Below are 12,488 nucleotides of genomic sequence, written 5' to 3'. Positions count from 1 at the left end.
TTCATCAGGTTGTTGTTGCCAACTGATACACCTGACACCTCATCGAAAATATCTATAAATATCAATTGATTAGGCTTAATAAATATACTATTTCTTTATTATTTTTTATTGATAATCTTCAAATAAAATTCTTTATCTTATTATAGCGCAAAAAGGCTGGAGGCAAAAACCCCCAGCCATTTAGATTGCTTTTGATAAACTTATTTAAGTTCAACAACTGCACCAGATTCCTCAAGTGCTTTCTTAAGTTCATCTGCATCGGCTTTGCTAACGCCTTCTTTAACTGTTGCAGGAGCTGATTCAACAAGATCTTTAGCTTCTTTTAAGCCTAAACCTGTTGCACCACGTACTGCTTTGATAACAGCTACTTTATTAGCACCAACATCTTTTAAGATTACATCAAATTCAGTTTTTTCTTCTACAGCTTCAGCAGGACCTGCTGCTGCAACAGCTACAGCTGCCGCTGCAGAAACACCAAATTTTTCTTCCATCATTGATACAAGTTCAACAACATCCATAACAGACATTTCTGCAACTGCATCTAAAATTTGTTCTTTAGTGATAGACATAATATAGTTTCCCAAATTTACATTTCTAATTAATAAAATTCACAATCAGGCTGCCAATTAAGCAGCTTCTTTTTGATCGCGAACCGCTGCAAGAGTACGAACCAACTTGCCAGCTGCGGCTTCTTTCATGGTTGACATCATGCGAGCTAATGCTTCTTCATATGTAGGTAATGTTGCTAAGCGATCAATATTCGCTGCAGTAATCAACTCACCTTCAAAGGCTGCGGCTTTAATCTCAAATTTTTCATTTTCTTTCGCAAACGCCTTAAAAATACGCGCTGCAGCACCTGGATGCTCATTTGAAAATGCAATTAGAGTTGGACCTACAAACGTATCTTTTAAACACTCATATTGAGTGCCCTCAACGACACGGCGTAATAGCGTATTACGAACAATACGCATATAAACACCCGCTTCTCGAGCAGATTTACGTAATGCAGTCATTTTTTCTACAGTTACGCCACGAGAATCAGCAACAACTGCAGATAGCGCACCTTTGGCGATTTCATTAACTTCAGCAACAATTTCTTGTTTATTTTGAAGATTTAGTGCCATTGGTATTGCTCCTGGATTATACTAGGCAAAAGCCTAGACTTATTCAAGCTAGCTACAAATGTAACTAGCACAACCACGATGAGCAGAATCCTTCTATTATATCTTATCAGGTTCTGTCACCGTCTACGTAGGAAAATTAAGTAGTCAAACATCAACCACACCTACGGTCTTGGACGGGGTCTGGTTAAGGCCAGACACCAACCGATTTCGCTATTTAATTATAAAATTAATTAAACAGTTGCATTTAATGTTGCTTGATCAATAACAACACCAGCACCCATTGTAGTAGAAAGGCTAACTTTCTTAATAAATACACCCTTAGAAGAGGCTGGTTTTGCACGTTTTAACGCAACAAGTAATGCTTCTAAATTTTCTTTAAGCTTATCTGCATCAAAATCAGCTTTACCAATAGTAGTATGGATAATACCATTCTTATCATTACGGTAACGGATCTGACCAGCTTTAGCATTTTTTACAGCTTCTGCAACGTTAGGAGTTACAGTTCCAACTTTAGGGTTTGGCATTAAACCACGTGGGCCTAAAATTTGGCCTAATTGACCAACAACGCGCATAGCGTCTGGTGATGCAATTACAACATCAAAATCCATTTCGCCTTTTTTGATTTGATCAGCAAGATCGTCCATACCTACTAATTCAGCACCTGCTTCTTTTGCCGCTTCTGCATTTGCACCTTGAGTAAAGACAGCAACACGCACACTACGTCCAGTACCATGAGGAAGAACGATTGCACCACGAACATTTTGATCTGATTTACGTGAATCAATACCTAAATTCACAGCAACATCAACACTTTCTGTAAATTTAGCTGTAGCTAATTCTTTTAATAAAGTAATTGCTTCATTGATTTCATATTGTTTAGTTGCATTTACTTTTTCGCGGATAAGTTTAGCCTTCTTAGATAATTTAGCCATGAATTAACCCTCCACTTCCAAGCCCATTGAACGAGCTGTTCCTTCAATAGAACGCATCATCGTTTCAATGGTCGCACCATTCATATCTGCAGCTTTCAATTCAGCGATTTCGCGAATTTGTGCACTCGTTACTTTACCTACTTTTTTCTTATTAGGTTCACCTGAACCAGATTTTATTTTAGCCGCTTTCTTTAACAAAACAGCTGCTGGAGGTGTTTTAGTTACGAATGTAAATGAACGGTCAGAATAGACTGTAATTACTACAGGAATTGGTAATCCTTTTTCCATGCTTTCTGTTTTTGCATTAAATGCTTTACAGAATTCCATAATATTCACACCATGTTGACCAAGTGCTGGACCAACTGGTGGGCTAGGATTTGCTGCACCAGCTGCAACTTGCAACTTGATGTAAGCTTGTACTTTTTTTGCCATTTTTAGTTTCCTTTGCTCGGGTGCAAACGCCTCTATTAATAATAATTACTAATAAATAGACAGCTCCCCTAAGTTAAATGAGGGCAGAATTATCCTATAACTTAAATAAAAATGCAAGATTTATTTAAGTTATAGGATAATTCAAAAGCAAGATATTTACCTTGCTTTAAACTTAAACAGTATAAGAATTAAAGAACATCAACTGCATTAAGCTCTTTAAATGCAAGTTCTAAACGAGCGACTAAAGAATCTTGGCCTTTACGTAGCCATACGCGAGGATCGTAGTATTTTTTATTTGGGGCATCAACACCTTCAGGATTACCCAATTGCCCTTGTAAGTAAGCTTCATTTGCTTTGTAGTAATCTAAAATACCAGACCAGTTAGCCCATTGAGTATCTGTATCAATGTTCATTTTAATTACACCATAACTAACTGCTTCAGCAATTTCTTCTGGCGTAGAACCTGATCCGCCATGGAAGACAAAGTTTAATGATTTAGCTGGTAGATTATATTTTTCAGATACATATTTTTGTGAGTTATCTAAAATTTTTGGCGTTAATTTAACATTACCTGGTTTATAAACTCCATGCACATTACCAAATGAAGCTGCAATAGTAAAACGAGGACTGATAGCACTTAAACGCTCATAAGCATAAGCTACATCTTCTGGTTGAGTATAAAGTGCTGAGCTATCCATATGACTATTATCAACACCATCTTCTTCACCACCAGTACATCCTAGCTCTAACTCTAAAGTCATTTTCATTGCTGACATACGAGCAAGATATTGACAACAAATATCAATATTATCTTTTAATGACTCTTCTGAAAGATCAATCATATGAGATGAAAATAATGGTTTACCTGTTTTAGCAAAATGAGTTTCACCTGCATCCAGTAAGCCATCAACCCATGGAAGTAATTTTTTAGCGCAGTGATCAGTATGAACAATAACAGGGACTCCATATTTTTCAGCCATAAGATGAACATGTTTTGCGCCAGAAATAGCACCCAACACAGCACATTCTTGACCTTCTAATTTTAGGCCTTTACCAGCAATAAATTGAGCTCCACCGTTAGAAAACTGAACAATAACAGGAGAACCTACTTTTGCGGCTGTTTCAATAACGGCATTGATAGTATTTGTGTCAACACAGTTAACCGCAGGTAATGCAAAGTTATTTTCGCGAGCGATTTGAAATACTTTTTGAACATCATCACCAGTGACAACACCAGGTTTAACAACATCAGAAATCTTAGTAACCATTTTATTACCTATAAATTTATTTATAAAAATTAAAGGATTAGTAATTATCTCATCCTTTTACTGAACTCAAATACTAGGCCTTTGCTCTAGCTTCTAGCATCGCAACAGCGGGGAGTTTTTTACCTTCAACAAACTCAAGAAAAGCCCCACCACCAGTTGAAATATAAGAGATTTTATCTTCAATACCAAATAGATCGATTGCAGCTAATGTATCTCCACCACCAGCAATTGAAAAACCCTCGCTATCGGCAATTGCTTTTGCTACAATTTCAGTACCACGGCGGAAATTAGGAAATTCAAAAACACCCACTGGACCATTCCATAAAATGGTTTTAGCATTTTTAATAATACTTGCTAATACTTCTGCTGATTTATCACCTAAATCAAGAATTTGTTCATTTTCTTTAACATCTTTAACTGATTTTTCAGTCGCTGTTGCTGTTTCACTAAATTCTGTTGCAACACGAACATCAGTTGGAACTGGGATTTCACAGTTAGCCATTAATTTTTTAGCTTCTGAAATTAAGTCTGCTTCATAAAGAGACTTACCTACATTATAACCTTCAGCGGCAATAAAAGTATTAGCAATACCGCCACCGACAATAATTTGGTCAGCAATTTTTGATAAAGAATCAAGTACGGTTAATTTTGTTGATACTTTAGAACCAGCAACGATAGCAACCATTGGCCTTTCTGGATTATCTAATGCTTTACCTAACGCATCAAGTTCAGCTGCTAACAATGGACCAGCACAAGCCACTGGAGCAAATTTACCAGCACCATGAGTCGAAGCTTGAGCTCGGTGAGCTGTACCAAATGCATCCATTACATAAATATCACAAAGAGCAGCGTATTTTTTAGACAAAGTTTCATCATCTTTACCTTCGCCTACATTGAAACGAACGTTTTCAAGTACAACTAACTCGCCTTCTTTTACATCTACACCATTGAGGTAATCTTTTACTAAACGAACAGGGAATGACACATGTTCTTTTAAATAATCAACAACGGGTTGTAAAGAGAACTCTGGGTTATACTCACCTTCTTTTGGACGACCAATATGAGAGGTAACCATAACTTTAGCTCCCTTTTTAATGGCTTCTTCAATAGTAGGTAATGATGCTTTAATACGCGCATCGGAAGTTACCTTACCATTTTTAACAGGCACATTAAGATCTGAGCGAATAAATAATCTTTTTCCTTTTAGATCAAGATCTTGCATTCTAATAATAGACATGATACTTCCCCTTGTAAAATATAAAAAAATAAAACCTTTGTTATTCTAACATAAAAATTCTTTCTAAGTTATAGGCAATACTGTTCAAATAGTAAACATCAATAATAAATACAAAAACTACCAATCATATTTTTTTATGCGGCGCCATTGACAATGGAAAGAAATTAAGGCATATTCTGCCACCTTATTAATATATAATTTTTATCTAAACTTGGGAGTTGACTTTGGCTAATATCAAATCAGCTAAGAAACGCGCGGTTCAATCCGAAAAACGCCGTAAACATAATGCTAGTAACCGTTCAATGATGCGTACTTATATCAAGAAAGTTTACGCAGCTGTTGCAGCTGGTGATAAACAAACAGCTGAAGTGGCATTCAAAGACATGCAAGCAGTTGTTGACCGTCAAGCGGCTCGTGGCTTAATTCATAAAAATAAAGCTGCACGTCATAAAGCAAATTTAATCAAACAAATTAAAGCATTGGCTTAATACATTAATTTTTTAACTAACATAGTTAAAGAAATACGAAAAAAAGTGGTGTAAGCCACTTTTTTTATTTATATACTAGTTTTATTTTATACAATATTATTAAAAAAGAGAGTTTATTGTGGTTCAGCGTGATTATGTCAGGAAAAAGAGCCAATCAAAAAAAAATAAGTCACGAAACAAGCCTAATTTTATGATATTTTTGGCTATTATAATTATTATTTTATTTTCTGCTATTCTCTATTTTGTTGCAAATAATACACCTAAAAAAACCGCTGAACCGCCAAAAGCAAAAACTCAACCTCCTTCAATAACTTTACCTGAACAACCTCAAGAGCGTTGGACATACCTTAAGGAATTAGAAACCCCTAATGCTAATTATGGTTCCGCGTCAAGTTCAATTGCTAGTGAAAGAGAGCAAATCTTAAATAGCTTTGTCAATAATGCACGCACTGTAACGCCTTCTCAAAAAGAAGCAACAACGAAAAACCAAACATCAAATGTAACATCACAATCACAGCCAACACAAGCTATTACAAACAAATGGCTATTACAATGTGGTGCATTTAAAGATAAATTTAATGCTGATAAACTAAAAGCTAAGCTTGCAATGACTGGTGTTAGTGGCAATATTTCTTCAGGTCAATTATATCGAGTTACAGCTGGACCATATACCAGTAAAAAGGAAGCAGATAACGCATTAAATTTATTAAATATTAATGGAATTAATGGTTGTGTTATTTCTAACTAGAATATAAATAAGCCAATGAAATCAATGACGCAAATACAGATCTTTATAAAAATGTTATGGCATCGTGTTAATCACGACCAACTAACAACTTATTCTGCGGGACTTGCTTATACTACCATTCTAGCACTAGTTCCACTTATTACCGTTATTTTTTCTCTACTCTCAGCTTTTCCTATATTTAATGAAGTTAGCCATTTATTGAAACAACTAATCTATAAGAATCTTGTTCCTACAGCGAGCGACATCATCCAAAATTATTTAGAACAATTCATCTCCAATACAAAAAAAATGACTTTTATTGGTGTAATTGGTCTGATTGTTACATCACTGTTACTTATCAACTCAATTAATGCAGCGCTTAATCATATTTGGCAAACTAAACACAAACGTTCCTTTATGTACAATTTAACTATGTATTGGACGATACTAACCTTAGGTCCAATTTTAATTGGTTCTAGTATAGCAGTTAGCTCTTATATCTTTTCATTGAAATGGCTATCTACAGCAACAGCTGGCAATATACTACTTAATTGTTTACCATTTTTTATTTCTGTGGTTGGATTTTGGCTACTTTATAGCATTATCCCGACCGAATCTGTACCTTTAAAAGAATCGATGGTTGGAGCGTTTGTCGCTGCAGTTTTATTTGAAATAGGTAAACGCGCATTTGCTCTATATGTTACTTCGTTTCCAACATATCAACTCATTTACGGAGTAGTATCATCAATCCCCATTATGTTAGTTTGGATCTATTTTTCTTGGTGCATTGTCTTGTTTGGGGCCGAATTTGCAGCAACCTTAACTGACTATAACCGACAAAAAAACATATAGTTAACAACCCTTCTTTACCAGAGTAATTAAATTATGATCACCTTAATCCAACGAGTAAAACAAGCTAGTGTTACAGTAGACAATAATATCATTGGACAGATTAATCAGGGTTTACTGATTTTCCTCGGAGTTGAGCAAGATGATGACGAACAAAAAGCAATTCGTTTATGTGACAAAGTTTTAGGTTATCGTATTTTCAGCGATAATGAAGGAAAAATGAATTTAAATGTTAACCAAGCTAATGGCGAAGTATTAGTTGTTTCTCAATTTACCCTAGCTGCAGACACTAAAAAAGGAATGCGACCAAGCTTTACAAAAGGCGCTAAACCCGATGAAGCAAATAGGCTTTACCAGTTTTTTGTAGAACAATGCCAACAAAAAATAACAACTCAAACTGGCCAATTTGCAGCCGACATGCAAGTATCATTGATTAATGATGGTCCTGTAACATTCTGGTTGCAAGTCTAGTTATATAACTAAAATTACATTCAGATAATATTCCGCAAGTTTTACCAATTATTATTTAATATTTGGCATTGTAAGATCCAATTTAAATAGGTTATTGTTAAATAAATCTAGCAACAACCTAACAAAATTTGATTATAAGATGCGGCTAACCTTTATTAGTCATCAATTGTTAAATTTCGAGTAGTTAAATCAAATGGAGTTAACTGGTAAACATAATAGTTGAGCCAATTACTAAATAATAGGTAAGCGTGGCTACGCCATGTGGCTTTTGGTGTTAAATGAGGATTATTATCAGGAAAATAATTATATGGCATATCAGGATTAATACCTGCATTTAAGTCTCGATAATATTCATTTGCCAACGTTGAAGAATCATATTCAGGATGACCTGTTACAAACACCATTCGCTTATCAGCTGTAGCCATTAAATAAGGACCAGTAATATCAGACTCAGCTAAAATAGATAAATCGGTATATGTTTTTATTTTATCAATTGGAAAATCAGCATAACGAGAATGGGGAGCCCAAAAGGTATCATCAAAACCGCGTGTTAAAATCGCATTAGATTGCACAATATGATGCTGAAAAACACCCGATAACTTTTGCGTGCGAGTAAATTTTGGTAAATCATATAAGACATTCAAAGCAGCTTGAACACCCCAACAAACAAACATAGTTGAAGTAACATGATCCTTTGCCCAAGTAATAATTTCGGCTAACTTAGACCAATACACAACATCGGAAAAAGCCACTTTCCCTAGTGGGGCACCTGTTATAATTAACCCATCAAAATTTTGCTCACAAATATCATCAAAATCACAATAAAAACTATTTAAATGTTCAATTGGCGTATTTTTAGACTCTCGCTGATCAATACGTAATAATTGAATATCAACTTGTAAAGATGAATTAGAAAGTAAGCGCAAAAATTGGTTTTCTGTTTCGATTTTTTTAGGCATTAAATTTAAAAAAAGAAGCTTAAGAGGTCGAATTTCTTGGGTATTAGCACGCGATGACGTCATAACAAATACATTCTCATTACGTAATACATCAACCGCAGGTAATGAGTCAGGAATACAAATAGGCATAATAAAAACTCCTAAATCGATAAGTTATTTTTAAACATCAAATAGACGTCTAGAAATCCATATAGCTAAATATAGTATCTTTTAATTTATTTGTCGAGATTTTTTATTTAACAAAATCATCAGAATAATCAAATTACAAATTGACGAACATTCTAAAGAAATGTGTATTGCTTCATGCAAAAATCAAAATAACTCGAATAGAATTGTTGATTAAAAAGTACGAGTATCGGTACGCCAAGTATCTGCGGTAAGCGCTTCACCAAAATAGCTATTGATTAATTTTTGGGTAATATCACTCAGCGGTGAAGCTAATACTTCAGCAGTATTACCATATTCAACCAATTCGCCATTATGCATAACTAAAATTTCATCGCTGATATGTTTCATCATCCCAATATCTTGAGTTACATATACATAAGAGATATTTTGTTCAGCTTGTAACATCAGCATTAAATTAACAATTTGTGAACGCATCGAAATATCAAGTGCAGCTAATGCTTCATCTAAAATTATCACTTTGGGTTTTAAAATCAATGCTCGAGCTAATGCCACTCGCTGTTTTTGCCCCGCAGCCATCACCGAAGGATAATAAGAGGCATGTTCAGGTAACAATCCAACTTGCTTCAATACATCTCTAATTAACTTTTCGCGTTCATGAGCATCATAATTAACATTATACTTTAATGGGATTTCAAGCAATTGCCCAATACGTAATCTTGGATCAAATGAACTTTCTACATGCTGAAATATCATACGAATTAGTTGACAACGATAGCTATAATCGCCGTATTGAACTTTATTACCGTCAATCCAGATATCTCCACTATCAGGCTTTATCATACCAACTAACATTTTTGCGAGTGTCGATTTGCCAGAGCCATTTTGTCCGATAATTGCAAGCGTTTTACCTTCATTAAGAGAAAACGATAATGGCTTCACTGCATTAATGTATAAATGCCCCAGAAAACCTTTAGGAATTTTAAATTGCTTAGATAAGTTACGCACTCTTAATATTGGATTCATCGTATATTCCTATTATTTATGGCTACTCATCTGTATTTAACGGAAAATGACAGGCTACGAAATGATCTTTTATCGGTATCAATTCTGGAGCCAAAATACATTTTTTCTGGGCATATGGACAACGAGGCCCTAATCGACAACCTATTGGTAGGTGTTCTAATGATGGAATCACTCCAGGCAAAGTATTTAAAGGACTTTTATGCGGCATCGCTTTACCAAAATCAGGAATTGCATAAATTAGCGCCTGAGTATAAGGATGATAAGGCGATTTAATTAAATCTTTACTATCAGCGACTTCAACTGTCTGTCCACAATATAAAACATTGATACGATCAGTCCATCTGGTAACCATTTGCAGATCATGACTAATAAATAAGATAGTGGTACCCACATTTTGATTCATACTAGCTAGCAACCTAAAAATTTGTGCTTCAGTAGTTGCTTCCATCGCATTTGTCGGCTCATCAGCAATAAGTAGCTTAGGCTGATTAGCTAACGCAATTGCAATCATGACTTTTTGACATTCACCTTCAGTCAATTCAAACGGATAAGATTTTAATATCTCCTTATGATTCTTAATTCCTACCCGATGCAATAACTCAATCGCTCGATGTTTACGCCAAAATAACCTTTGCCACCAATGCCCCTTAAATGTCCTTCTTGGAATTGCACTAATTAATTGTTGTCCTACTTTCATGGAAGGATCTAAGCAAGATTGTGGTTCTTGGAATATCATCGATATATTGGCACTAATGACTTTTCGGCGCTGTCTAGGAGTGAGTTTAAGTAAATCAATGTCATTAAAATAAAATCGATCAGCTGAAATCTTCCAATTATGATTAGTCACACCTAAAATAGCTTTAGCGATAAGGCTTTTTCCTGATCCTGACTCACCAACTAAACCTCGAATTTCACCTTCTGACAACTTTAAATTTACGCGATCAATTGCGCGCAAAAGACCATCTGGTGTAATAAACTCAATGGTTAAATTACGAATATCTAATAATGCCATAATTAAGTTCCTGCTCGACGGCCATATAATCCAAAATTGAATAAATAAACCAAAATAATTGTAGCAGAAACTGCAATTCCCGGAGATAAAAAGGCTAAATAATTAGTTGCAATGATATCTTTCATTTGAAACATCATCATACCTAAATCTGGTCGAGAAATATCATTTGCAAAACCTAAAAAAGTTATGGTAGTAATAGCTAAAATAATCGAACCAAATAGCGAAACAATTTCAGTCAAATAAATAGGTAAAATATTAGGTAAAATATAATGATTAAAAATTGCCAAGGAAGATAAACCATCAAGCCTATAGGCCGTAATATACGTTTTATTCCATTCATTGATAGCACGCTGATGAATATTATAAATAAAGCGTGGCGTATAAGATAACCCTATTATCAATAAAATATTAGTAATGTCATCTTCTAATAATAAGCTAATCACAATCACACCAAGTAACGGTGGTACTACCATAAAAAATTTAAAAACAAATAATATAAAAGGGCGTATAAATGATATAAAAAACATTAAGTAATTAATTAGCCCACCAATGACAGCCACATAAAAAACCGCCTTTAATGTCATTGACATGGTTGAACGATAACCAATTAACAAATAACCAAAAATATCTTGTCCTTTAGCATTTGTACCTAATATATGATTAATATCACCATTAGACCACCAAGCAGGTGGTAATGAAGTTGGGTAAATAGGGTTTAAATGAGCATGAAAGAACCATTTGGTTGATAATGCCACAAATGAGATTGCTAATATGCCATAAAAGCCAACAATTAAGTAAAGATTGCTATGCAACCGATTAAAGCTTAAATTAACATTTTTAAGCAATCTTGCTTGCCTAGACATAATGTTCCTTATGACGTAAAGGATAAATAACTACCGCTGAAATTTCGCCCAATAACGTTAACAAACTGATGACAGTGCCACAGGCTAAAATGGCAATAGAAATAACAAAATAATTATGATGATGATAAGCAAGCATCACCCATTGCCCTAATCCTACTCGATTAAATAAAATTTCAATTACCATAGTTGAAAAAAGTAGTGTTGTCGTATTATAAGTCAGCTGTGGAATAGTCGCGGGAATGGAATTAGGTAATAAATGGCGGCGTAAAATTTTGAACGGCGAGCGCTCACGAATAATTGCCATTTTAATAAAATTCTGTCGTGATATATTTCTTACATTCTGGCTAACAAGTTGAATAGTCATAATGCTTGGTTGAATAGCTAAAATAATGATTGGCAAAAACAAATAGTGAAGTTGACCCAATATCATATGCCATTTACCTATTTTTGATGAAATCAAAAGATCCAATAACGAAGTTCCAGCTATTGATGGCGATACATCAAAATTTATCGATATCAACCAAGTTGGCGATAACCAATACATAACGATAATAACAACCATAACTATAGGGCAAGAATACAATGATAAAGATCCTAAACGGATAATATTATTTAACCAATGAATATTACTAAGTCCAAGAAAAATTCCCAATGGCAATCCAATCAGTAAAGCAACGAATAAAGCGAGAATACACAGTTCAAATGTAGCCAATAATATATGGAAAAACGGTACTGCTTCTCCAGTTAACAATCTGAATTGACCTTGCGGTAACTGTTTAAAAAAAGCACTGTAGGCATCCAAAAAGCTTAAATTATTAATATTAAATGTTGAGTGAGGGCTAAAATAAACTAAACAAAAACTGATCTGAGCTAATACGCAGATAATAAACAAAAACGTTACTATTTTTTTGAAAATATAGATAATCATTGTTTATCTTTATCGCTATTATAATTAATTAAAACACGGCGACATA

Annotated in this window: 15 protein-coding genes; 4 read left to right on the top strand and 11 right to left on the bottom strand. The window is 34.5% G+C overall.

Going from position 1 to position 12,488, the window contains the following annotated elements:
• Nucleotides 1–200: 200 nt before the first annotated feature.
• The 6 genes from rplL to pgk form a co-directional block, all read right to left on the bottom strand.
• Nucleotides 201–569, bottom strand: a complete 369-nt coding sequence (gene rplL, locus ACGH49_RS07885) for a 50S ribosomal protein L7/L12 (RefSeq protein ID WP_065606476.1) — start codon at nucleotides 567–569, stop codon at nucleotides 201–203.
• A 57-nt stretch (nucleotides 570–626) separates the two neighbouring features.
• Nucleotides 627–1,124, bottom strand: coding sequence for a 50S ribosomal protein L10 (rplJ, locus tag ACGH49_RS07880; RefSeq protein WP_065606478.1), 498 nt, complete (start codon nucleotides 1,122–1,124; stop codon nucleotides 627–629).
• Between the two features lie 230 nt (nucleotides 1,125–1,354).
• Nucleotides 1,355–2,056 carry a 50S ribosomal protein L1 gene (gene rplA / locus ACGH49_RS07875; RefSeq protein ID WP_411588940.1) on the bottom strand — a complete coding sequence of 234 codons (702 nt, stop codon included), beginning with the start codon at nucleotides 2,054–2,056 and terminating at the stop codon, nucleotides 1,355–1,357.
• A 3-nt stretch (nucleotides 2,057–2,059) separates the two neighbouring features.
• Nucleotides 2,060–2,488: a 50S ribosomal protein L11 gene (rplK, locus tag ACGH49_RS07870; protein ID WP_034884321.1), complete on the bottom strand. Its 429-nt coding sequence runs from the start codon at nucleotides 2,486–2,488 to the stop codon at nucleotides 2,060–2,062.
• A gap of 188 nt (nucleotides 2,489–2,676) precedes the next feature.
• Nucleotides 2,677–3,756, bottom strand: a complete 1,080-nt coding sequence (gene fbaA, locus ACGH49_RS07865; protein WP_034910416.1) for a class II fructose-bisphosphate aldolase — start codon at nucleotides 3,754–3,756, stop codon at nucleotides 2,677–2,679.
• A gap of 73 nt (nucleotides 3,757–3,829) precedes the next feature.
• Nucleotides 3,830–4,993, bottom strand: a complete 1,164-nt coding sequence (gene pgk, locus ACGH49_RS07860) for a phosphoglycerate kinase (protein ID WP_065606480.1) — start codon at nucleotides 4,991–4,993, stop codon at nucleotides 3,830–3,832.
• Between the two features lie 224 nt (nucleotides 4,994–5,217).
• On the opposite strand from pgk, the gene rpsT reads away from it, so the two are divergent.
• The 4 genes from rpsT to dtd all read left to right on the top strand — a co-directional run bounded on the left by rpsT (nucleotide 5,218) and on the right by dtd (nucleotide 7,528).
• Nucleotides 5,218–5,481, top strand: coding sequence for a 30S ribosomal protein S20 (gene rpsT / locus ACGH49_RS07855; RefSeq protein ID WP_025316521.1), 264 nt, complete (start codon nucleotides 5,218–5,220; stop codon nucleotides 5,479–5,481).
• 199 nt (nucleotides 5,482–5,680) lie between these two features.
• The gene (locus ACGH49_RS07850) at nucleotides 5,681–6,229 is read left to right on the top strand and encodes an SPOR domain-containing protein (RefSeq protein ID WP_176701687.1); all 549 of its coding nucleotides are present in this window, start codon (nucleotides 5,681–5,683) and stop codon (nucleotides 6,227–6,229) included.
• A gap of 24 nt (nucleotides 6,230–6,253) precedes the next feature.
• Nucleotides 6,254–7,060, top strand: a complete 807-nt coding sequence (locus ACGH49_RS07845; protein ID WP_411588938.1) for a virulence factor BrkB family protein — start codon at nucleotides 6,254–6,256, stop codon at nucleotides 7,058–7,060.
• A 33-nt stretch (nucleotides 7,061–7,093) separates the two neighbouring features.
• Nucleotides 7,094–7,528 (top strand): D-aminoacyl-tRNA deacylase, encoded by a 435-nt coding sequence (gene dtd, locus ACGH49_RS07840; RefSeq protein ID WP_411588937.1) that lies wholly within the window; start codon nucleotides 7,094–7,096, stop codon nucleotides 7,526–7,528.
• A gap of 155 nt (nucleotides 7,529–7,683) precedes the next feature.
• Here the strand turns inward: dtd and metA are convergent, their stop codons facing one another.
• The 5 genes from metA to ACGH49_RS07815 all read right to left on the bottom strand — a co-directional run bounded on the left by metA (nucleotide 7,684) and on the right by ACGH49_RS07815 (nucleotide 12,442).
• Entirely contained in the window at nucleotides 7,684–8,616 is a 933-nt protein-coding gene (gene metA / locus ACGH49_RS07835) for a homoserine O-acetyltransferase MetA (RefSeq protein WP_065606488.1), read from the bottom strand.
• 210 nt (nucleotides 8,617–8,826) lie between these two features.
• Complete coding sequence (locus tag ACGH49_RS07830) at nucleotides 8,827–9,639, bottom strand: ATP-binding cassette domain-containing protein (protein WP_411588935.1); 813 nt, start codon at nucleotides 9,637–9,639, stop codon at nucleotides 8,827–8,829.
• Between the two features lie 22 nt (nucleotides 9,640–9,661).
• A complete protein-coding gene (locus tag ACGH49_RS07825) occupies nucleotides 9,662–10,651 on the bottom strand; it encodes an oligopeptide/dipeptide ABC transporter ATP-binding protein (RefSeq protein ID WP_065589644.1) in 990 nt (329 codons plus the stop codon).
• Nucleotides 10,652–10,653: 2 nt separating this feature from the next.
• Entirely contained in the window at nucleotides 10,654–11,514 is an 861-nt protein-coding gene (locus ACGH49_RS07820; protein WP_411588934.1) for an ABC transporter permease subunit, read from the bottom strand.
• A complete protein-coding gene (locus ACGH49_RS07815) occupies nucleotides 11,507–12,442 on the bottom strand; it encodes an ABC transporter permease subunit (RefSeq protein ID WP_065606494.1) in 936 nt (311 codons plus the stop codon). The genes ACGH49_RS07820 and ACGH49_RS07815 overlap by 8 nt, the downstream gene beginning before the upstream one ends.
• Between the last annotated feature and the right edge of the window lie 46 nt (nucleotides 12,443–12,488).

The sequence above is a fragment of the Gilliamella sp. BG7 genome, assembly GCF_046635565.1.
Taxonomy (GTDB): domain Bacteria; phylum Pseudomonadota; class Gammaproteobacteria; order Enterobacterales; family Orbaceae; genus Gilliamella; species Gilliamella apicola_P.
The sequence above is the reverse complement of the archived record's forward strand: the minus strand, read 5'-3'. Positions and strand labels throughout refer to the sequence as shown.